The organism is Chitinimonas naiadis, from assembly GCF_054780835.1.
Window position 1 is genome coordinate 143,567 of the sequence record NZ_BAAGVO010000002.1, and the last position, 19,999, is coordinate 163,565.

Below are 19,999 nucleotides of genomic sequence, written 5' to 3' on the forward strand. Positions count from 1 at the left end.
CACCATGCTGCCATCTTCAAACCCATCCGATGCATCGGCTTCGTTACACGATGCAATTGAAGCACTGTGCCAACAACGTAGTGACAGCCTGACCAAGGATCAGCTGCAAACCTTGCGCGAGGGCATAGACCAGATCATCAATTACCACGCCACCATCGGTGTCTTCGGCAAGACCGGCGTCGGCAAATCCAGCCTGTGCAATGTGCTGTTCGGTCGCGACATCGCTCCGGTCAGTGCGGTCGAACCCTGTACCCGCTCCCCACAGGAGATCGAGTTCGCCATCAAGGGCGGCAAAGGTATCTCGCTGATCGACGTCCCCGGCGTCGGCGAGAGCGAAGCCCGCGATGTTGACCACGCCGCCCTCTACCGAAAACTGATCCCCGAACTGGATCTGATCCTGTGGGTGATCAAGGCCGATGACCGGGCCATGAGCGTCGATGAACAGTGCTACCGGGAGCTCATCCTGCCGTTGGCCCAGCAATACGGCATCCCGGTCACCTTCGTCCTTAACCAGGCTGATAAGGTCGAACCCTGCCGGGAATGGGACTGGAAGCGCAATCTGCCCGGCCCCCAGCAGGCCCGCCATATCGCGGCCAAACAGGACTGGCTGTGCCGGCTGTTCCGGATACCGCTACGCGAAATGTGCGTGGTGTCGGTGGAGGAGGGCTACGGCCTGTCCGGACTGATCGAACAACTGCTGTACCAGCTACCCCGCGAGAAGCGCTGGGCCGTGCACCGAGAGACCCAGCCGCAGTGCCAATCCCCGCAATCGGTCAGTGAGGCGAGCAAGGCCTTGTGGGAATCAGTGCGGGAACTGGTAACGGAAGTGGTTCACGACGGTTGGCAGTTCATCGTTCGCCATCTGGGGCCGCTGTTCGAGCGGCTGCGTAGCCGTGTTTAAAACTTGCCGGGCTGTCTACGGGGATGGCCCATTTTCATGGGTGTCGCTCAAAAGGGGAAAACAATGGGCAGACTGATGCTGCTGTTGATGGTGATGCTGTGGCTGATCTCGGGTAGTCGTAAGGCACCGCCCAAGCCGCGACCCCGGGGCTGTCCCGGTTAAACAATGATTGAATGACATAAGCCCGCTGCGATTTCACGCAGCGGGCTTTGTGCTCGGGATGTTTTTTTGCAGTGAGGGTGGTGATGGGGGCAAAAAACGATGCGACTGCCGAGGCAACTGAGTGTGGTACGGCGAATTTTGCGAACGGTTGGCCCGGTTCGCTTGTTATCCGGCAGCGCCAAGGAGGGATGACTTGGTCTGATGTCAGTATCAGGAGAGGCAACCATACCCTAAGTTTGTTGCCTAAATTTTGTTCAGATCGAGTTTGCGCCTATAACGCTTGGCGGTGGGGGTACTTACTCACAGGGTTATCCCATGACTATGTGGATAGTACATGTGACTTCAATTCAGGCGCTGGTCATAGGTGACAGCCGTCCAGTTGAGCCTGATCGCTACTGCTGGTTACGCATGCTTATTCATGCTGGTGCTGACTGTAGGAGTCAATGCGCGGCGGCTCACTTATGGCTCTGCACTGCTTTCCAGCACTTCTTTTTCCTTTTGCATGGCGATCTTGGCCAACTCGCCCGACGCAGCCATCCGCTGGATGATGTCGCTCAGCGTCGGCGCCAAGTCCTTATATTTCGGACTGAGGATGTGATACAGCGGAATCGAGTTGAGCTGGAACTGGTCGATGCCTTGATAGCCGCCGCGGCGGATATGGAAGCTGCCATTTGTGCCACCGTCGATGGCAACCTCGAAGCGGTCTGCATTCAGCATCTTGAATAATGCATTCGGCGTACTGACCGCCTCCAATTTGGTCAGGCCCAGTTCTGTCACCACATCCTCGGCGGAGCGTGTGCCGCGCACATAGCCGACTGTGTAGTTCTTCAAGTCGGCCGGTACATTCAGCCTGACCCCTATGCCATGCTTATAGAAAGCCACCGTTGTCCAGACAGAGATAGGAGGGGTAACCTGGGTCAGGGTCGGATGAGCATTGGTGTAGCCCGTCACCCGGCCCGATTCGCCGATGATCTCGCTGGCCTCGGCCGCCACTGCGTTGCGCGCACCCGGGAGCGAGACCGGCACGGTGTCGATCTTGGCTCGCTTGTAGATCTCCACCATGATCAGGGCACAAATCTTGGAGCGGGCCGACCCACTGAAATAGCCAATACCGATCGGCTCGGTCGCCTGGGCGGCCACAATCATTCCAGCAGTAAGCCCGGCACTATCTTTGCGACACGATACATGGTGCTTACCCCGCCAGTATGGAGCGGCGTAGATTAAGGTGCCCGGCTCCGGTAAGTAACGTTCAACTTATAGGAAACATCGGCTTGGGGATGAGTTCCAAATCCTCGCTGGCGAATATCCTGGATGTAAGCCGCGAATGCCTGCACGCTTTTAAGTATAGCGGGCTGGGGTAGGCGTTATCGAGGCAAAAATTCGGCGCATGGCATGATTCCGCTTCCGAGCGGGCTACGTGATGCGGCGGGTGCTTTCGCACAATTTGCGAAGGCCGGGAGCGTTAGGCACTTTTTCGTTGACCAATATGGCGGGGCTATGAAATTTACTCGTGATTATCGTAACTGGACTGAATTCAGGGAGCTGCCAAATCTGGTTGAGGTAGATTTTCATTGGGCTTCAGAGTCCTCAGCCGGTTCCTATTACGAAAACATGGCCAACGTACGTCAGGCGGCATTGAGGGAGCTGGAGAAGGCACAAACAGCAGGAAAGAGTTATGTATTGTTCACCCACGGCTGGTCGACGTCTGGACGAGGGAAGACAACTGCTCGTTCACAGGTTCGGCAATTGATGCATCACCGAGATGCAACACCCTTTATTCTGCGGCGTGAGTGCATTGAACATTCGAGCGTCTTCTTGGCTGCAATCCGGCCAACTGATACCGGGAGGTAGGGGCGGACATACTTGCCTACCAGAGGACGTAGGTGGTCCGCGTGGCTATCAAAGACGGGGGGGTTGCCTAGCAGTTACTGGGAGGACGGCGGCACTTATACCCACTGTGTTGTAACTGCAGTTTGCAACCATGACTGCAGCCCTGCATGATCAACCTAAATGTGTATGTCGTTCAGCCTTGGTCTCGGTTTCCATGGTCGCTAAGCCATGCAGGATGCCGCATGCATCAGTTGTCCGCTCTGTCTGACATTGCTGCCGCAATAGGGTTAACTGCTGCTTGAGCTGCAGCAGTTCAGCGATGCGGGCGTCGACATGGCCGATATGATCGTCTAGCAGGTGATTAATCGCGCCACAACCGTCATCCGGTTTGTCCATCAACCCCAGCAAGGCGCGGATTTCACCATGCGTCATATCCAGTGCCCGGCAGTTTCGGATGAAGCGCAGTCGTTCCACATGCAGTTCGCCGTAGCTCCTGTAGTTCGCTGCTGTACGCTCTGGTTCTGATAGCAGTCCTTCCTTCTCGTAGTAGCGGATCGTCTCTACCGTGCATTGCGCCACTTGGGCCAGTTCACCGATTTTCATGCTGATCGCTCCAAAGTTCTTGACCCTATAGTAACTTCAGGGTGTGTGATGTGCTATGTCTGCTGCAACCAGGATGTGCACCATGTCTGACTACCGCCTTGCCAAGCCTGCCCATGACCATGATGCATGCGGGCACAAGCATGACACTGAGCCAAGTCACGCTCATGGATCTGCTCCCCACCACGAAGCCGAGTCGACGCTATCTAGCTGTTGTAGCGGCACAGCCTGCTCGGCTTCGAGCCAGGCCACGGTAACCACCTTGGCAGTACCGGTCGGCAGCGTGCAGACCCAGTTGCGCATCGCCCAGATGGACTGTCCGACCGAAGAGGCGCTGATACGCAAGAAGTTGGGTGGCATGTCTGAAGTCTCGGCGCTGGATTTCAACCTGATGCAGCGGCTGCTGACGGTCGTCCACCGCGCAGAGGCTTTGCCCGCTATCGAGGCCGCCATCCGCAGCCTGGGGATGACGCCCGAACCCCTGACCGATGCGTCTGAGGCCACGGTCAAGCCCGAAGCCAAGCAGTCCTGGTGGCCGCTGGCCTTGGCGGGCGGTGCCGCCTTGGCTGCCGAGGCCGTGCACTGGGCTGGCCTACCCATCTGGCTGGTGGCCGTGTTGTCCCTCTTGGCCGTGGCTGCCTGCGGTCTGGGTACCTACAAGAAAGGCTGGATTGCCCTCAAGAACGGCAACCTCAACATCAATGCGCTGATGAGCATAGCGGTGACAGGGGCATTGCTAATCGGCCAATGGCCTGAAGCGGCGATGGTGATGTTCCTGTTCACCATCGCGGAACTGATCGAGGCCAAATCGCTGGATCGTGCGCGCAATGCGATCCGCGGCCTGCTGCAACTCACGCCTGACCGGGCAACGGTGCAGCAACCGGATGGGAGCTGGTTGGAAGTCGAGGCTAAGTCGGTGGCCATCGGCAGTCTGGTCCGCATCAAGCCCGGTGAGCGTATTGCTCTGGATGGAGCGCTGGTGGACGGGCAATCCACCGTCGATCAGGCGCCGATTACCGGTGAGAGCCTGCCCATCGAGAAAACAATAGGCGACACCGTCTTCGCCGGTACCATCAACCAGGCGGGCTCCTTCGACTACCGCGTGACCGCCGCCGCCAGCAACAGTGCTTTGGCCCGCATCATCCACGCCATCGAAGCCGCTCAAGGCAGTCGAGCGCCAATGCAACGCTTTGTCGACCAGTTTGCCAAGGTCTATACGCCGGTCGTATTTGCCATTGCACTGGCCGTTGCTGTCCTGCCGCCCATGTTGATGTACGGTGGCTGGTTCGATTGGGTCTACAAGGCACTGGTCCTGCTGGTCATTGCCTGCCCTTGTGCGCTGGTCATCTCGACCCCGGTCAGCATCGTCAGCGGCCTGGCCGCCGCTGCCCGCCACGGTATCCTGATCAAAGGTGGTGTTTACCTGGAAGAAGGTCGCAAGCTGAAATGGCTGGCGCTCGACAAGACCGGCACCATTACCCACGGCAAGCCAGTGCTGACCGATACCGTGCTGCTGGAGCAAGTTGACGGCCTGGATGCGGTCCAGATTGCCACCAGTCTCGCAGCCCGTTCGGATCATCCCGTGTCGCTGGCGATTGCCGAGGCCGGCGAGCTGGCTGGCGTCGTACTGCTGGAAGTGGGGGATTTCGCCGCGCTGCCGGGCCGGGGCGTACGGGGCGTGGTCGGCGGCGTGCCATATCAGCTCGGCAACCATCGCTTGATCCACGAACTTGGCGTTTGCTCGGACGAACTGGAGGCTCAACTTGGCGCCCTGGAAGAGGTAGGCAAGACCGTCATTCTGCTCACCAATGGCCGGCGAGTGCTGGCGTTGTTTGCGGTAGCCGATACCGTCAAACAAAGCAGCCGTCACGCCATTCAGACGTTACATAGTCTTGGCATCAAGACCGTGATGCTGACCGGCGACAATCCCCATACAGCTCGCGCCATTGCTGACCAGGTAGGGATTGACGAGGCGCGGGGAGACCAGTTGCCTGAAGACAAGCAACTGGCTATTCAGACTTACGCTCTCGAAGGCACGGTCGGCATGGTGGGTGATGGCATCAACGACGCGCCAGCCCTGGCTCGCGCCGATATTGGTTTTGCCATGGGGGCTGCCGGCACCGATACCGCTATCGAAACAGCCGATGTGGCCCTGATGGACGACGATCTGGGCAAGATCGCCCGCTTTGTTCGCTTGTCGCAAGCCACCCATGCAATCCTGGTCCAGAACATCGTGTTGGCGCTCAGTATCAAGGCAGTCTTCCTGATTCTGACCCTTATGGGCATGGGCACGATGTGGATGGCCGTATTTGCCGATATGGGAGCGAGCCTCTTGGTGGTGGGTAACGGCCTGCGGCTGCTGCGTAAATAATCAGTTCTGGAGAGAGCATGCTGCCAACCCGCCCAGATCGTTCCGACAAATCCAATGACGCTCAACGTGCCGTTAGGCATCGCAATATCCGCACGGCCTTAGTGCTGCTCGTGGTGGTGGCGATCTTTGTGTTGAGCGTCTTCATCAAACACGGCGCGTTCGGCTGAGCGTATCGTCAGGCTTGGTATAAACGCTCAAACTCAATTTGAGGTGGCTCGTGTTCCAGATAAATAACTCCCGCCAGCCAGGCATTGCCGCCGCGATTGGAGCTGCTTTGCTGTTCGGTGCCGGCACACCGCTGGCCAAGCTGTTGTTGGCCACTACCAACCCCTGGCTATTGGCTGGTCTGCTCTACTTGGGCTCTGGCTTGGGCCTTAGCCTGTTCCGCCTTTTGACCGGTGCAGCGCCGGTCAAACTACCTGCAACAGAACGGCCTTGGCTGCTAGGGGCGATTCTCGCTGGCGGCGTAGCCGGCCCAGTGCTGTTGATGCTGGGTTTATCTGCCATGCCGGCCTCGGGGGCCTCGCTATTGCTGAACGCCGAGGGAGTATTTACTGCGCTACTCGCTTGGTTTGCCTTCAAGGAAAACTTCGACCGGCGCATCGCCCTGGGCATGCTGGCTATCTTGGCGGGTGCCTTGGTACTGAGTTGGCCTGGTGAGGCCCGCTTCGCAGGTGTCTGGCCAGCCTTGGCGGTGCTAGGCGCTTGCTTCGCCTGGGGGATCGATAACAATCTGACCCGCAAGGTTTCGTTGAACGACGCCACCCGGATAGCGGCTACCAAGGGTCTGGTTGCAGGGGCAGTGAATCTGAGCTTGGCGCTGTTCATGGGTGCCAGCCTGCCGGCCTGGGCTCAGCTTGCCGGGGCGGCCACGGTCGGCTTCTTTGCCTATGGCGTGAGCTTGGCACTGTTCGTTTTGGGATTGCGCCATTTGGGTACCGCACGCACGGGAGCCTACTTCTCGGTGGCGCCATTTTTTGGGGCCTTGCTGGCGATACTGCTGGGCGAATCGTTGACGGTACCGTTACTGCTTGCCGGTAGTCTGATGGCGCTGGGTGTCTGGCTACATCTGACCGAGCGTCACGAGCATGAACATCACCACGACCTTCTTGAACACGAGCATGAGCATGTCCATGACGAGCATCATCAACATGAGCATGCTGAACCGGTAGCGCCGGGTATCAAGCATAGCCATCGCCACCGGCATTTGCCGATGTCTCACAGCCATGCCCATTTTCCAGACGCGCATCACCAGCACGAACACTAAGTGGCCATGATTCAGACTCTGCTGCTGTTCCTACTCACCGCGCTGGCGGAAATCGTTGGCTGCTTTCTGCCTTATCTCTGGCTACGCAAAGCCGGCTCGATCTGGCTGCTAATACCGACGGCGTTGAGTCTGGCTCTATTCGCTTGGCTGTTGACCTTGCACCCTACTGCAAGTGGTCGTGTTTACGCCGCCTATGGTGGCGTCTACATAGCCGTTGCACTGATGTGGCTGCGATTTGTGGATGGAGTGACGCTCTCACCATCGGACTGGTTGGGTGCGGGTGTATGTCTGATCGGGGTGGGGATTATCATCACCGGCTGGCGCTCGGTATGAGGCATCTCGCACTTATGAAGCCGCGAAAGGATCTCTTCGATAAGGTCCTGCTGTTGCTCTGTTCCCTAGCCGTTTCGTTGTCACTGGCGGGTTGCGGGAATGAGCCCGCTGCCCTCACGGCGACAGCCGATGCGGCTGAAGAGCCACCCAGTCCACCGCCATTCCGCCCCGAACACGAAGGCAATGGATTTGGCGTGTCCGAACCGGTCGGTTTCGAGGCTCCGGAACGGGCTGGATTCGTTGCGTGGCCTACTTTGGCGAAGGTGAAACTGATCGAACAGCAAGGCAGCCTGGTCCTGCGGTTTGACCAAAGCGTGCGGGCACTCGATAGCAAATCGGTCAAGTTGCTGGGTTTCGTATTGCCACTGACCGTAGGCGAAACCCAAAATCACTTCATCCTTACCGCCACCACCCCGACGTGCCCGTTTTGTTTACCAGGTGGACCCGAGCAAGTGGTCGAGATCCAGGCTACCCAGTCCATCAAGTTCGGCAATGAGCCCATCGCATTGATGGGACGATTTCAAGTGCTGGAGGACGATCCCACAGGGTTGTTCTACAGGCTAACTGACGCTCGAATTATCAAGTAATGTGCCATCCTTGCGATGGCGACCGCTCGGCAAAGCTATCAACGCCTAGTTGAGTCTGTTTTGGCTACGTCGGCCAAGCTCAGGTCGCTATGGCCGTTGCAATCGGTTTGGCGACAACATCCATGCTGCTGTTGAATCGGCGGACATGGCACTGAACCAAACGAACAGAACACGCAGCAATCGCCCGATTTCGGACGCAGCAGTGTCTTGCAGCTCGGGCATTCGTAATAGAACTGGCAGGCGTCCGTGGGCATCGTTTCCGGCTGGGTATGGCCGCACTGTGGGCAGGTCAGAACGGATTCGAGAATGACGACGCTCATCGTGGCCTCACTTTTGCACGGTGGACGGATAGCCTGCGTTCGTCGTGGCCTTGGTTAATGCCTCTGGTGTGGCTTGATCGACGTCATAGGTGACGGCGGCCGTCTTCTTGTCGAAATCGACCTGAACGGCACTGACACCGGGCACCTTTTCCAGCGACTTCTTGACCGTAACCGGGCATAGCGAGCACGTCATGTTCTGCACCGCCAGCGTGACGGATTTCGGGGTGGCGGCCAGCACCGCGAGCGGCAAGGTGGCCAGCAAAGCAATCAGTAGTTTGCGCATGGGGATTTCCTTTCAGTAGAGCAGTGGAACCAGCCACGGCACGGCCAGCAAGCCAAGAAGCAGGAAGGCCACGGCCCAGAACATGAGGCGCTGTCGCTGAATCGTGCGCGGATCGGCGCAAGGGGTATCGGGAGGGCAAACCTGCGGCACCATGTAGAGCTTGCGGAAGGCCAGACCGAGGAACAATAGCGTCAGGCCAATGAAGAAAGGTCGGTACGGCTCCATTGCCGTTAGGTTGCCTACCCATGCGCCACCGATGCCGAGCGCCAGCAGCACGAGCGGCCCGACACAGCACACCGACGCACCGATGGCGGCTAATGTGCCGGCGATCAGCATGTTTTTCCCGGTGAGTTGCGCCATGACGATTCCTCAAATTGGTTGACCCCCAGTGTTACTATAAATTCCGTACCTCAGTACGGAATCAAGGGGAATTTGATGGGGGCAGAGCTGACCATCGGTAAGTTGGCGGAAGCTGCCGGGGTGAATATTGAGACGATCCGCTACTACCAGCGGCGCGGTCTGCTGGACCAACCATCCAAGCCGCCAAGTGGCCATCGACGCTATGCGCCAGAGCAGGCTAAGCGGGTGCGTTTCATCAAGCGCGCGCAGGTGTTGGGTTTCACACTGGACGAGGTGGGCTTGCTACTAACCCTTGAGGCGGCGCATGCCTGCGGTGAGACGAGAGTGCTGGCCGAGCGCAAGTTGAGATTGATCGAACAAAAGCTGGCTGACCTTATGGCCATGCGGCAGGCGTTGGGCGACCTGGTACGGCAGTGCGACGCTGGTAGCGGTGGGGCCGAATGTCCGATCATCGACCTGTTGGCGGGGAAGTGACGGCTGCAGGTCTTGGCGTGCTTTTGCCACGAAGCTGCCTTCAGCCACTACAATCCATTCATGCAACTTTGAGCCAGATAGCCTGACCAAGCGCAACATGCGACCGCTACTCCGTCATTTCCTGCTGCTGTTGATCGCCGTTGCCCTGCCGCTAAGCGCCTGGGCGAACGTGGTCGGCAATGCCCAGCCGCCTTGCCCCATGATGGCGGGCGAGGGGGTGAGCATGCAGGCGATGAAGGCCAAGATGGATTGCTGTGCCGATGCGGCAGATCTGGCCAAGACCGGTAGCCCCTGTAAGACCGGTCAAGAGTGCAAGACCGGTAGCCTGGGGCAAATCACCAAGGTTGCCGTTTTCACCTCAGTCCAGAACGACTCACCGCTGGTTGGCCATCAAGCCAACCGCCTGCCTGCCGCCGAACCCTCCGGCGTCTGGCGTCCTCCCCGTCAAATCTAACTCCCTGCTATTCGTGCCAGCGGCCTGATCGCTGGCGTTGGTGCGCCTTGTCTCGCCGGCTGCTGCTGGCGGTGGCGCAGCCTGACCACGGAGTTGGACCATGTTCTCTTTACCATCTTGGCAGCCTTGGGCCGCTGCGCTGGTGCTTGCCGGGCTATCCACAGCGGTACCCGCGGCCCCACTGAGTTACCAGGCAGCCCTTGCTGCTGCCGAACGCAATGCCCCACAACTGGCAGCGCAGAACGCCAGCATCGAAGCTGCCCGTGCTGCAGCCATTCCCGCCGGGGCCTTGCCCGACCCTAAGCTGTTCGTGGGCGTAGATAACTTGCCGATCTCGGGAGCTGATCGCTGGCGTCTGAACCGCGACGGCATGACCATGCAGAAGATCGGCGTGATGCAGGAAGTACCCAATGCCGGTAAGCGCCAAGCCCGCATGGCGGCAGCCGAAGCCGCCGTAGCCCGCAGCGAGATCGAACGCAGCCTGGTGCAGCTCACCGTGCGGCGCGAGACTGCACAGGCCTGGCTCAACCGTTACTACTTAGAGCGCAAGCAGACGCTGTTTGACGATCTGGCGCAGGAGAACCAGCTGCTGGCCGACGTGGTCCGGGCACAGCTCGCCGGTGGCCGCGGTTCGGCTGCTGATGCGGTGATGCCCCGGCAAGAAGCCGCCATGCTGGCCGAGCAGCGCGATGAGCTGATGCGCGATCTGGCGGTGACTACTGCGGTGCTCAGCCGCTGGGTCGGCGCGGAAGCGAATCAACCTCTACAAGGTGAGCCACCCAGCTATCAGGTTGCAGCCGATCATTTGCAGCATCGGCTACAGCAGCATCCCGAGCTGGCGGTGTACGGCGCCATGACGGCCATGGCCCAAGCACAGCTCAAGGAAGTGGAGGCCAGCAAGCGGCCCGACTGGGGTGTGGAGTTCGCCTACCAGCATCGTGCACCCCAATTCGGTGGCATGGTGTCGGTGCAGTTCACCTTCGACCTACCGATCTTCCAATCCAGTCGGCAGGCCCCGCAGATCGCCGCCAGACAGGCTGAACTGAGCCGCGTTGATGCCGAACGCGAGGCCATGCTGCGTGAACACCAGCAGCAACTGTCAGCCGACCTAGCTGAGTACAGCCGGCTGGAGCAGGCCATCACGCGGCAGCAGCAAGACTTCCAGCCCCTGGCCCAGCAAAAGGTGGCGCTGCAGACCGCCAGCTACCGTGCCGGCAAGGCCGATCTCACCGCCGTTCTGGCAGCCCGTCGCGAACTGATCGCCGTCCGTCTCAAAGCCATCGACCTCAATAACCAGCGCGCCCAACTGGCAGCGCGGCTGCATTTCACCTATGAGGCTAGCGAACAATGAATACCCAAGCCTACAAACTCGGCGCCATTGCGCTGGCCATTGCTGCTGTGAGTGCGGCTGGCGGTTACTGGCTGGCGCAGCAACGCCTGACCGGCCAGGCTACCGATCTGCCAGCGGGCCGCGCCGCGACGACCCCGGAGCGCAAGGTGCTGTACTGGTACGACCCGATGGTGCCCAACCAGCACTTCGACAAGGGCGGTAAATCGCCCTTTATGGACATGCAGCTGGTGCCCAAATATGCCGATGAAGGCGGCGAGGTCGCTGGGGTGAAGATCGCTGCCGGCATCCAGCAGAACCTGGGCATCCGCTTGGCCAAGGTCGAACAGGCCAGCCTGGCGCAGCCTATCAACGCTGTCGCCAGCGTGCAGTTCAACGAGCGCGATGTGGCAGTGGTGCAGGCCCGTAGTGGTGGCTTCGTGGAGCGGGTCCACGGCCGAGCACCGGGCGACGTGGTGGCGGCCGGTGCTCCGCTAGCCGATGTATTGGTGCCCGAATGGACCGCGGCGCAAACCGAGTTCCTGGCACTGACCCGCAGCGGCGACCCAAGCCTGCGGGAAGCCGCCCACCAGCGGCTGCGCCTGACCGGCATGCCGGAGGGGCTGATTGCCCAAGTGGAAAAAACCGGCAAGGTGCATGCCATTACCACTATCACTACGCCCATCGCCGGGGTGATCCAGACGCTGGAGGTGCGCGCCGGCATGACGCTGAGCAGCGGCATGACCCTGGCCAAGATCAATGGCCTCGCCAGCGTTTGGCTGGAAGCCGCAGTACCGGAAGCGCAGGCCGGGCAGATCGACGTTACCCAAACGGCGGCGGTCCGCTTCACCGCCTATCCCGGTGAGGCATTCAAGGGCAAGGTGGTTGCGGTGTTGCCGGAGGCCAATGCCGAGAGCCGCACGCTGCGGGTGCGGGTGGAAATGGCCAATCCCAAAGGACGGTTCAAGCCCGGCATGTTTGCCCAGTTGCAGCTGGCCGCTGGCGAGCCCAAACCAGCGTTGATGGTGCCCTCGGAGGCCGTGATACGCACCGGCAAGCGCAACGTAGTGATTGCCGCGCTGGATGGCGGCCGTTTCCAACCAGTTGCAGTCGAACTGGGCGAGGAAGCGGCTGGCAAGACCGAGATACGCAGTGGCCTGGCAGTCGGTCAGCAGGTGGTCGCCTCCGGCCAGTTCCTTATCGACTCGGAAGCCAGCCTGAGTGGCGTGCTTGCCCGCATGGGTAGCGCAGCGAGTGGCGAAAAGGTCATGCCCGCGCCAAGCGGTGCTGCCTTGCCGATGCACCACGGCGTCGGTAAGGTCGAAGCGCTGTCGGCACAGGAGGTAACGCTGTCGCACGAGGCCATTGCCTCGGTGGGCTGGGGCGCCATGACCATGCCGTTCAAGCTGGCCAAGCCGGCGTTGACCCAAGGCATCAAGGTCGGCGACCGGGTCGGCTTTGATTTCGTGGCGGCAGATGGCGGCTTCGTCATCCAGCGGTTTGGCCAGTCAGGAGCCCGACCATGATCGAGAAGCTGATTCGCTGGTCCATCGCTAACCGTTTCCTGGTACTACTCGCCACCTTGTTCCTGGCGGCCTGGGGGCTCTGGGCGGTCAGGAACACCCCGCTCGATGCGCTGCCCGACCTGTCCGACGTGCAGGTCATCATCCGCACCAGCTATCCGGGCCAGGCGCCGCAGATCGTCGAAAACCAGGTCACCTACCCGCTGGCCACCACCATGCTGTCGGTGCCGGGCGCCAAGACGGTGCGGGCCTACTCCTTCTTTGGCGACAGCTTTGTCTATGTGCTGTTCGAGGATGGCACCGACCTGTATTGGGCCCGCTCGCGGGTGTTGGAATATCTGAATCAGGTGCAGGGCAAGCTGCCAGCTGCCGCCAAGGCCTCGCTGGGGCCGGATGCCACCGGGGTCGGCTGGGTCTACGAATACGCCTTGGTCGACAAGACTGGCAAGCACGACTTGGCGCAGCTGCGCGCATTGCAGGACTGGTTCCTCAAGTACGAGCTGAAGAGCGTGCCGAATGTGGCCGAAGTCGCCAGCGTCGGCGGCATGGTCAAGCAGTACCAGGTGGTACTTGATCCGGCCAAGCTAGCGGCCTTCGGCATCCCCCACCAGCAGGTGATCGAGGCGCTCCGCAAGGCCAACCAGGAAATCGGCGGCGCCGTATTGGAGCTGGCCGAGACGGAGTACATGGTGCGGGCGGGTGGCTACCTCAAATCCCTGGATGACTTCCGCGCCATCCCGCTCAAGACTGCCGCCGCTGGTGTGGCGGTACGGCTGGGTGACGTCGCCACCGTGCAGCTCGGTCCCGAGATGCGGCGCGGCATCGCCGAGCTGAACGGGGAGGGCGAGGTGGCAGGGGGCGTGGTGATCCTGCGCTCGGGCAAGAATGCCCGCGCCACCATTGCGGCGGTGCAGGCCAAGCTAGCCGAACTGAAGCAGAGCCTGCCACCGGGCGTGGAGATCGTGCCGACCTACGACCGTAGCCAGTTGATCGACCGCGCAGTGCAGAACCTCAGCCACAAGCTGCTGGAGGAGTTCCTGGTCGTAGCGGTGGTGTGCGCCGTCTTCCTCTGGCACCTGCGGTCGGCCCTGGTCGCCATCGTTGCGTTGCCCTTGGGAGTGATAGCGGCCTTCATCGTCATGCACTACCAAGGGGTGAACGCCAACATCATGTCGCTGGGCGGTATCGCCATCGCCATCGGCGCCATGGTGGATGCGGCGGTGGTGATGATAGAGAACGCTCACAAGCACATCGAGGCTTGGCAGCATGAACATCCGGGCCAGACGCTGGCAGGCGCTCACCATTGGCAGGTTATGACAGAAGCGGCGGCCGAAGTCGGGCCGGCGCTGTTCTTCTCCCTGCTGATTATCACCCTCAGCTTTATCCCGGTGTTCACGCTGGAAGCGCAGGAAGGCCGGCTGTTCGGTCCGCTGGCCTTCACCAAGACCTATGCCATGGCGGCGGCAGCTGGCTTGTCGGTCACCTTGATCCCGGTATTGATGGGCTACTGGATACGAGGCCGCATCCCCAACGAGCAACAAAACCCACTCAATCGCTTGCTGATCCGGCTATACAAGCCGGTGCTGGATGCGGTGTTGCGTCGGCCCAAGACCACGGTGGCCATTGCCGTACTGGCCTTGCTGACCACGGTCTGGCCCATTACCCGGCTGGGTGGCGAGTTCATGCCGCCGTTGAACGAAGGCGACCTACTGTATATGCCGTCGGCACTGCCCGGCCTTTCTGCTGCCAAGGCTGGCGAGCTGCTGCAGCAGACCGACCGGCTGATCAAGACCGTACCGGAAGTGGCCAGCGTGTTCGGCAAGGCCGGTCGTGCCGAAACGGCCACCGATCCGGCGCCGATGGAAATGTTCGAGACCACCATCCAGTTCAAGCCGCGCGCGCAATGGCGCCCAGGCATGACACCAGAGAAACTGGTGGACGAGCTGGACCGGGTGGTCAAGGTGCCGGGCCTGTCGAACATCTGGGTGCCGCCGATTCGTAACCGCATCGACATGCTGGCCACCGGCATCAAGAGCCCGATTGGGGTAAAGGTGGCGGGTACCAATCTGGCTGCCATTGATCAGGTGGCGCAGCAGGTGGAACGGGTCGCCAAGACCGTGCCGGGCGTTTCATCGGCGCTGGCCGAGCGGTTGACCGGCGGGCGCTATATCGACGTGGATATCGACCGTGCCATGGCTAGTCGCTACGGTCTCAATATCGACGATGTGCAGTCGGTGGTCGCCAGCGCTATCGGCGGCGACAACGTCGGTGAGACAGTGGAGGGGTTGGCCCGCTTCCCAATTAACGTCCGTTACCCGCGTGAAATCCGTGATTCGCTGGATGGCCTGCGTAACCTGCCGATCCTGACCCCTATGGGGGCGCAGATCACCCTGAGCACCGTGGCCCAAATCAAGGTCAGTGACGGCCCGCCCATGCTGAAGAGTGAGAATGCCCGGCCGTCCGGCTGGGTATATGTCGATGTACGTGACCGCGATCTGGCATCGGTGGTCGCCGACCTGCGCACTGCCATCGCCCACGAGGTGAAGCTGCAACCGGGCATCAGCCTCAGCTACTCGGGTCAGTTTGAATTCCTGGAGCGGGCTACCGCCCGCCTCAAGCTGGTGGTACCTGCCACGCTGGCCATTATCTTCGTGCTGCTCTACCTGACCTTCCGCCGCTTCGACGAAGCGGTGCTGATCATGGCGACATTGCCGTTCGCGCTGATCGGCGGCGTCTGGTTCCTCTACTTGCTCGGCTACAACCTGTCGGTGGCCACCGGCGTCGGCTTCATCGCGCTGGCGGGGGTGGCGGCTGAATTCGGCGTGGTGATGCTGCTCTACCTCAAGCAGGCCGCGGCGGAGCGACAGGAGCATGGCCTGGCCTTGAGCGAGCATATGCTTGACCAGGCCATACGTGAGGGGGCGGTACTACGGGTGCGGCCCAAGGCCATGACGGTAGCGGTGATCCTGGCTGGCCTCTTGCCCATCTTGCTCGGCAGTGGCACCGGCAGCGAGGTGATGAGCCGGATTGCGGCGCCGATGGTGGGCGGGATGATTACCGCGCCGCTGTTGTCGATGCTGGTGATTCCGGCGGCCTATCGCTTGATGCGAAGGCGCTAAAGTACCGCTGGTGCGTTGGTCGACGAGTGTCACGACTCGCGGGCCAAAGTTATCAAAACATGGAATTTGATGTGAACATCAAACAAAACTCGATTTGGCCCCCCTGGCTTTGCGCCAATACTGTACCGCCGTGCAAACGCATGATGGATTCCACGATGGCCAGGCCAAGACCCACACCGTCGGTGTCGCGGTTGCGGGAATCATCTTTGCGCGCAAAGCGGCTGAACAGGTGGGTAAGTTGATCTGCCGGGATCGCCTCGCTGAGATTACGCACGGTCAGGGTGCTGTGTGGCGCTGGGTTGATGTCGATGGCGATGGCAGCACCGTCAGGCGCATAGCGCACGGCATTGGACAGCAGATTGGTGATGGCCCGGCGGATCATCAGCCGGTCACCGGTCACGGTGGCGCTACCACCCACCGTGATATGCTGGCCACGTTCAGACGCCGCCAGCTCGAAAAACTCCGCCAGACTGTCGGCTTCCAAGCGCAAATCTACGACTTCGGTACCGGGTTTGAGCATGCCGCGATCGGCCCGCGCCAAAAACAGCATGTCGGACACCATCCGCTGCAAGCGCTCCAGTTCTTCCAGATTTCCCAGCAGTGCCTCTTGGTATTCGGTCGATTCGCGCGGTCGGCTCAGTGTGACCTGAGTACGTAGCATCAGATTATTGAGTGGTGTGCGCAATTCGTGGGCGATGTCGGCCGAGAACTGCTCCAGGCTACGAAAACTTTCACCCAGCCGCTCCAGCATGCGGTTCAGGCTGGCAACCAGGCGCCGTACCTCGCCGGGGGCATGGGCAATGTCGAGAGGGGCGCCGAGGCGATCTGTGGTCATGCGCTCGGCTTCCGCCGCTACCTGCTTCAACGGAGCCAAACCCCGTCGAACCGCGAAGAAGGCTAACAGGCCGCTGATCAAAGAACCCAGCAATACCGCTACCACGGTTGACCAGCCGTGCTCCCGTAGAATTTGCCTTGACTCGCTGACATCGATGATTAGATAAACCTCGATTGCAGCCGCATCACCAGCCCATTTGTAGCTAATTCGCTTCACCCACCAGCTGGTATCGGCCTTTGAGATGGATGCAATGTGTTCTGCGCGCAAATGGCGGTCAGACCGTGACTCCATTAGCTCGGTCTGTAGCATCGACGGCGGATTGAGTAGCCAGGCATCGTTGCGACGAACGCCGACGGTGATATGGGGATGCCCCACCGCAATATCGCGAAGGCGGGGCAGATAGACTGCCAGTTGGTCGGGGCCGGCCATTTCATCACGCAGGTGCTGGATGATTTCAGTCTTGCCCCGGACTTCTGCCAGTTCGCGGTCATCCAGCTGCTGCTGGAGTGCGTGATAGAGCCAGTAACCCACGCCACTCATCAGCAAGGCCGAACCCAAGGTGAACAACACCACCAGTCGGGTGGCCAGTGTGGCGTCCTCGGCGAACAGGTTGGGGAGGCGGCGGCTCAATCGCGTTGCTCCATCACATAACCAAAGCCACGTACCGTATGGATCAATGGCGTCTGGAACGGCTCGTCTATCTTGCCGCGAAGCCGGCGGATGGCAACATCGACTACATTGGTATCGCTGTCGAAGTTCATGTCCCACACCTGCTCGGCGATTAGGGTACGACTCAAAACCTCGCCACGCCGGCGCAGAAATAACAGCAACAAGGCATATTCCTTGGCGGTCAGGTCGATACGTTGGCCAGCCCGCTCCACCCGGCGGCGCAGCAAATGTACTTCCAGATCAGCCAAGGTCAGGACGTCGCTCTCCTGCTGCTTGCCTCGGCGCAGCAACACCCGCACTCGCGCCAACAGTTCCGAGAATGCATAGGGTTTGACTAGGTAGTCGTCCGCTCCCAGTTCCAGACCACGTACCCGGTCTTCCACCCGGTCGCGGGCGGTGAGGAACAGCACCGGTGTCTGCTGGGTTTGCCGCAGCCGTTTGATCACTTCCCAGCCGTCGAGGTCGGGCAGACCAACGTCGAGGATGATGGCGTCGTACTGGCTGCTCTGTGCCTGATGCAGGGCGTCGCGACCGGTCTTGACCCAGTCGACGACAAAGCCGCTCTCTCCCAGGCCTTTGGCGAGGTATTCCCCAGCGTGCTGCTCGTCTTCGGCCAGTAATAGATGCATGTCGATACTCCTTGAGGAGAGATCGTAGCCAATCGCCGGCCCCTGCGGGGCAAGATGACAAATTTGTAATCTTGCGGTCAGTTTGACGACATGCCGTGCTGGCTAAGCTGCACACCATACAGATCAAAGGTGGCGAGTTGCGTTATGGACTTACTGCCTGACAGGGGATTGCATGCGTTTGACTTACTTGCTGGTCGCCACGCTACTGGGGTCACTGCCTTCGGTGCGCGCAGCCGCTCTTCACGATGCCTTTGAGCAGGCTTGGCGGGCTCAGCCTGAAGCCCAGGCCCAATCGGCCCGAGAAGAAGAAATGAGCGCACGCCGTGCAGCGGCACAGGCCTGGTCGCCGCAGCCGCCGACGGTGAGCCTGACGCACAAGACCGACCGTACCGACCGCAACACGGGTGTGCGCGAATGGGAGCTGGAATTCGGTATGACGCTGTGGCAGCCCGGTGAGCGCAGTCGCCAGGTTGCCACGGCTGAAGCTGAAGCTGATCAGTATCAGGCCACCCAGCACGAGGCGCGCTGGCGGTTTGCCGGCGAATTTCGCGAGGCATGGTGGCAGATGCAGCTTGCCGGCAGCGACGCTGCGGTGGCCAAGCGACGTGCCACTGAAGCGGCCGCTTTTGCTAGCGATCTGACCCGACGCCTCAAGGCAGGGGCGGTGGCGCGGGTAGATGCCAACACCGCCCAGATGGCGGCTCAAGCGGCGCAGCTGAGCCAGGCCCAGGCCGATGCCAGCTGGCAGCGTGCGCAACGCGACTGGCTGACCCTCTCTCGCGGAACATCCGGTGCTGAGTTGTCTGGGCCTGATGCTGAAGTGGCCGCCACATTACCTGAGTCACACCCAATGCCGGTGCTGGGCGCCTCTGCCGATACGGCCATCGAACGCCATCCAGCGCTGCAGGCTGCTCAAACTCGTCTGGCGGCCGCAAAGGCGCGGTTGTCGTTATCGGGTACGAACCTGCGTGAGGCACCTGAGCTGAGCCTTGCCGTCACTCGTGAGCGGCAGAGTGCGCTGGAGCCCTATGACCAATTACTCACTGTCCGCTTCAAATTGCCGTTTGGCGGTGATAACCGCAACCGTCCACGGCAGGCCGCGGCGGGTGCCGAGGTGAGCGAAGCGCAGGCAGGCTATGACAAGTTCAAGCACCAACTGACGGCTGAACTTGCGAATGCCGAAACGGAATTGCGCCTGCAGCGCGATGCCGTCGCCATCGCCAGCCAGCGCCAGCAGCTGGCGCAGGACAATTTCAACTTGCTGGAAAAGGCCTACCGCCTCGGCAACATCGATCTGGCCACCCGTCTGCGGGCGGATAGCGACCGCTTCGATGCCGAACAAGGTCTGGCGCGCACCCGGCTGGAAGCCGCGCGCGCAGTATCCCGCTACAACCAGGCCCTGGGAATCTTGCCATGAAACTGAATCAACGCCTGCACGGGGCGCTACTTGCCTTGACCCTGTCTACCCTGTCGCCGTTCGCCTTTGCCCATGGCGGTGAAGATCACGGCGATGCGGCCCCCGCTGTCGCAAGCGGGGCTGGCCTCAATCCCCGGACCGAAGCGAAATCCGAGCTATTCGAGCTACTGGCGGAGCAATCCGGGCCACAGCTGACGCTGTATCTGGACCGTTACGCTGACAATGCCCCGGTCAGCGGTGCCCGTATCGAGGTGGAAAGCGGCAAGTTCAAAGGCGTCGCGACGCCGGAAGCTGACCATTACGTTTTGAAGGCCGAGCCATTGGCGCAAGCCGGCAGCCATCCGCTGGTGTTCACCGTCACAGCCGGGGACGACAGCGATCTGCTCGAATCGACGCTGGTGGTCGACCAGCCACCAGCAGCGCCATCGGGCGCGGGTGGCTACCGCTGGCTGTGGTGGATAGTCGCCGGCTTGGCCACTGCGGCTATCGCCCTCGTCCTACGCAAGCGCCGCGCTGGCGGCTTGGAGCAAGCATGAAG

General features: G+C 60.8%; 18 protein-coding genes and 1 pseudogene. 13 read left to right on the plus strand and 6 right to left on the minus strand.

The features are described from left to right. Nucleotides 1-4 precede the first annotated feature (4 nt). Nucleotides 5-901, plus strand: coding sequence for a GTPase family protein (locus tag ACYVHK_RS02960; RefSeq protein ID WP_460527435.1), 897 nt, complete (start codon nucleotides 5-7; stop codon nucleotides 899-901). A gap of 621 nt (nucleotides 902-1,522) precedes the next feature. On the opposite strand, the gene ACYVHK_RS02965 is transcribed toward ACYVHK_RS02960, so the two are convergent. Both ACYVHK_RS02965 and cadR read right to left on the minus strand, forming a co-directional pair. After that, complete coding sequence (locus tag ACYVHK_RS02965) at nucleotides 1,523-2,209, minus strand: substrate-binding periplasmic protein (protein WP_460527437.1); 687 nt, start codon at nucleotides 2,207-2,209, stop codon at nucleotides 1,523-1,525. 855 nt (nucleotides 2,210-3,064) lie between these two features. Beyond that, on the minus strand, nucleotides 3,065-3,496 hold the full coding sequence (gene cadR / locus ACYVHK_RS02970; protein ID WP_460527439.1) for a Cd(II)/Pb(II)-responsive transcriptional regulator: 432 nt from the start codon (nucleotides 3,494-3,496) through the stop codon (nucleotides 3,065-3,067). A gap of 259 nt (nucleotides 3,497-3,755) precedes the next feature. Here cadR and ACYVHK_RS02975 point away from each other — a divergent pair, with 259 nt between their 5' ends. Genes ACYVHK_RS02975 through ACYVHK_RS02995 form a run of 5 tightly spaced genes read left to right on the plus strand, consistent with a single transcriptional unit; the run spans nucleotide 3,756 to nucleotide 8,051 of the window. Then, entirely contained in the window at nucleotides 3,756-5,864 is a 2,109-nt protein-coding gene (locus ACYVHK_RS02975; RefSeq protein ID WP_460527441.1) for a heavy metal translocating P-type ATPase, read from the plus strand. A 17-nt stretch (nucleotides 5,865-5,881) separates the two neighbouring features. After that, on the plus strand, nucleotides 5,882-6,031 hold the full coding sequence (locus ACYVHK_RS02980; protein ID WP_460527443.1) for a cytochrome oxidase small assembly protein: 150 nt from the start codon (nucleotides 5,882-5,884) through the stop codon (nucleotides 6,029-6,031). Between the two features lie 50 nt (nucleotides 6,032-6,081). Beyond that, complete coding sequence (locus ACYVHK_RS02985; protein WP_460527445.1) at nucleotides 6,082-7,131, plus strand: DMT family transporter; 1,050 nt, start codon at nucleotides 6,082-6,084, stop codon at nucleotides 7,129-7,131. 6 nt (nucleotides 7,132-7,137) lie between these two features. Then, on the plus strand, nucleotides 7,138-7,464 hold the full coding sequence (locus ACYVHK_RS02990; protein ID WP_460528343.1) for a YnfA family protein: 327 nt from the start codon (nucleotides 7,138-7,140) through the stop codon (nucleotides 7,462-7,464). A gap of 14 nt (nucleotides 7,465-7,478) precedes the next feature. Then, nucleotides 7,479-8,051: a DUF3299 domain-containing protein gene (locus ACYVHK_RS02995; RefSeq protein WP_460527447.1), complete on the plus strand. Its 573-nt coding sequence runs from the start codon at nucleotides 7,479-7,481 to the stop codon at nucleotides 8,049-8,051. A 38-nt stretch (nucleotides 8,052-8,089) separates the two neighbouring features. On the opposite strand, the gene ACYVHK_RS03000 is transcribed toward ACYVHK_RS02995, so the two are convergent. Continuing rightward, nucleotides 8,090-8,371: a GDCCVxC domain-containing (seleno)protein gene (locus tag ACYVHK_RS03000; protein ID WP_460527449.1), complete on the minus strand. Its 282-nt coding sequence runs from the start codon at nucleotides 8,369-8,371 to the stop codon at nucleotides 8,090-8,092. 7 nt (nucleotides 8,372-8,378) lie between these two features. Then, nucleotides 8,379-9,014 (minus strand): annotated as a pseudogene (merP, locus tag ACYVHK_RS03005) (mercury resistance system periplasmic binding protein MerP). Between the two features lie 75 nt (nucleotides 9,015-9,089). On the opposite strand from merP, the gene merR reads away from it, so the two are divergent. The 5 genes from merR (at nucleotide 9,090) to ACYVHK_RS03030 (ending at nucleotide 15,911) form a co-directional block, all read left to right on the plus strand. Continuing rightward, complete coding sequence (merR, locus tag ACYVHK_RS03010; RefSeq protein ID WP_460527451.1) at nucleotides 9,090-9,488, plus strand: MerR family transcriptional regulator; 399 nt, start codon at nucleotides 9,090-9,092, stop codon at nucleotides 9,486-9,488. Nucleotides 9,489-9,585: 97 nt separating this feature from the next. Continuing rightward, nucleotides 9,586-9,942, plus strand: a complete 357-nt coding sequence (locus tag ACYVHK_RS03015; RefSeq protein WP_460527453.1) for a hypothetical protein — start codon at nucleotides 9,586-9,588, stop codon at nucleotides 9,940-9,942. A 100-nt stretch (nucleotides 9,943-10,042) separates the two neighbouring features. After that, nucleotides 10,043-11,293: a TolC family protein gene (locus tag ACYVHK_RS03020; protein WP_460527455.1), complete on the plus strand. Its 1,251-nt coding sequence runs from the start codon at nucleotides 10,043-10,045 to the stop codon at nucleotides 11,291-11,293. Then, nucleotides 11,290-12,795, plus strand: coding sequence for an efflux RND transporter periplasmic adaptor subunit (locus ACYVHK_RS03025; RefSeq protein WP_460527457.1), 1,506 nt, complete (start codon nucleotides 11,290-11,292; stop codon nucleotides 12,793-12,795). The genes ACYVHK_RS03020 and ACYVHK_RS03025 overlap by 4 nt, the downstream gene beginning before the upstream one ends. Further along, entirely contained in the window at nucleotides 12,792-15,911 is a 3,120-nt protein-coding gene (locus ACYVHK_RS03030; RefSeq protein ID WP_460527459.1) for an efflux RND transporter permease subunit, read from the plus strand. Before ACYVHK_RS03025 ends, ACYVHK_RS03030 begins: the two co-directional genes overlap by 4 nt. Nucleotides 15,912-15,963: 52 nt before the next feature. Here the strand turns inward: ACYVHK_RS03030 and ACYVHK_RS03035 are convergent, their stop codons facing one another. Next, nucleotides 15,964-17,376 (minus strand): sensor histidine kinase, encoded by a 1,413-nt coding sequence (locus ACYVHK_RS03035; RefSeq protein WP_460527461.1) that lies wholly within the window; start codon nucleotides 17,374-17,376, stop codon nucleotides 15,964-15,966. After that, on the minus strand, nucleotides 17,373-18,044 hold the full coding sequence (locus ACYVHK_RS03040; RefSeq protein WP_460527463.1) for a response regulator transcription factor: 672 nt from the start codon (nucleotides 18,042-18,044) through the stop codon (nucleotides 17,373-17,375). The genes ACYVHK_RS03035 and ACYVHK_RS03040 overlap by 4 nt, the downstream gene beginning before the upstream one ends. A gap of 172 nt (nucleotides 18,045-18,216) precedes the next feature. Here ACYVHK_RS03040 and ACYVHK_RS03045 point away from each other — a divergent pair, with 172 nt between their 5' ends. Together ACYVHK_RS03045 and ACYVHK_RS03050 are read left to right on the plus strand one after the other, a co-directional pair. Continuing rightward, nucleotides 18,217-19,461 carry a TolC family protein gene (locus ACYVHK_RS03045; RefSeq protein WP_460527466.1) on the plus strand — a complete coding sequence of 415 codons (1,245 nt, stop codon included), beginning with the start codon at nucleotides 18,217-18,219 and terminating at the stop codon, nucleotides 19,459-19,461. Next, nucleotides 19,458-19,997, plus strand: a complete 540-nt coding sequence (locus ACYVHK_RS03050) for a hypothetical protein (protein WP_460527468.1) — start codon at nucleotides 19,458-19,460, stop codon at nucleotides 19,995-19,997. The genes ACYVHK_RS03045 and ACYVHK_RS03050 overlap by 4 nt, the downstream gene beginning before the upstream one ends. Nucleotides 19,998-19,999: the final 2 nt, after the last annotated feature.

Bases quoted from the DNA above. Each gene is read 5' to 3' on its own strand.
- ACYVHK_RS03030 (WP_460527459.1), top strand. From the start codon at position 12,792: ATGATCGAGAAGCTGATTCGCTGGTCCATCGCTAACCGTTTCCTGGTA.
- ACYVHK_RS02960 (WP_460527435.1), top strand. From the start codon at position 5: ATGCTGCCATCTTCAAACCCATCCGATGCATCGGCTTCGTTACACGAT.
- ACYVHK_RS03020 (WP_460527455.1), top strand. From the start codon at position 10,043: ATGTTCTCTTTACCATCTTGGCAGCCTTGGGCCGCTGCGCTGGTGCTT.
- merR (WP_460527451.1), top strand. From the start codon at position 9,090: ATGGGGGCAGAGCTGACCATCGGTAAGTTGGCGGAAGCTGCCGGGGTG.
- ACYVHK_RS03050 (WP_460527468.1), top strand. From the start codon at position 19,458: ATGAAACTGAATCAACGCCTGCACGGGGCGCTACTTGCCTTGACCCTG.
- ACYVHK_RS03045 (WP_460527466.1), top strand. From the start codon at position 18,217: ATGCGTTTGACTTACTTGCTGGTCGCCACGCTACTGGGGTCACTGCCT.
- ACYVHK_RS02990 (WP_460528343.1), top strand. From the start codon at position 7,138: ATGATTCAGACTCTGCTGCTGTTCCTACTCACCGCGCTGGCGGAAATC.
- ACYVHK_RS02965 (WP_460527437.1), bottom strand. From the start codon at position 2,209: ATGATTGTGGCCGCCCAGGCGACCGAGCCGATCGGTATTGGCTATTTC.
- ACYVHK_RS03000 (WP_460527449.1), bottom strand. From the start codon at position 8,371: ATGAGCGTCGTCATTCTCGAATCCGTTCTGACCTGCCCACAGTGCGGC.
- ACYVHK_RS03040 (WP_460527463.1), bottom strand. From the start codon at position 18,044: ATGCATCTATTACTGGCCGAAGACGAGCAGCACGCTGGGGAATACCTC.
- ACYVHK_RS02995 (WP_460527447.1), top strand. From the start codon at position 7,479: ATGAAGCCGCGAAAGGATCTCTTCGATAAGGTCCTGCTGTTGCTCTGT.
- ACYVHK_RS03015 (WP_460527453.1), top strand. From the start codon at position 9,586: ATGCGACCGCTACTCCGTCATTTCCTGCTGCTGTTGATCGCCGTTGCC.
- ACYVHK_RS03025 (WP_460527457.1), top strand. From the start codon at position 11,290: ATGAATACCCAAGCCTACAAACTCGGCGCCATTGCGCTGGCCATTGCT.
- cadR (WP_460527439.1), bottom strand. From the start codon at position 3,496: ATGAAAATCGGTGAACTGGCCCAAGTGGCGCAATGCACGGTAGAGACG.
- ACYVHK_RS02980 (WP_460527443.1), top strand. From the start codon at position 5,882: ATGCTGCCAACCCGCCCAGATCGTTCCGACAAATCCAATGACGCTCAA.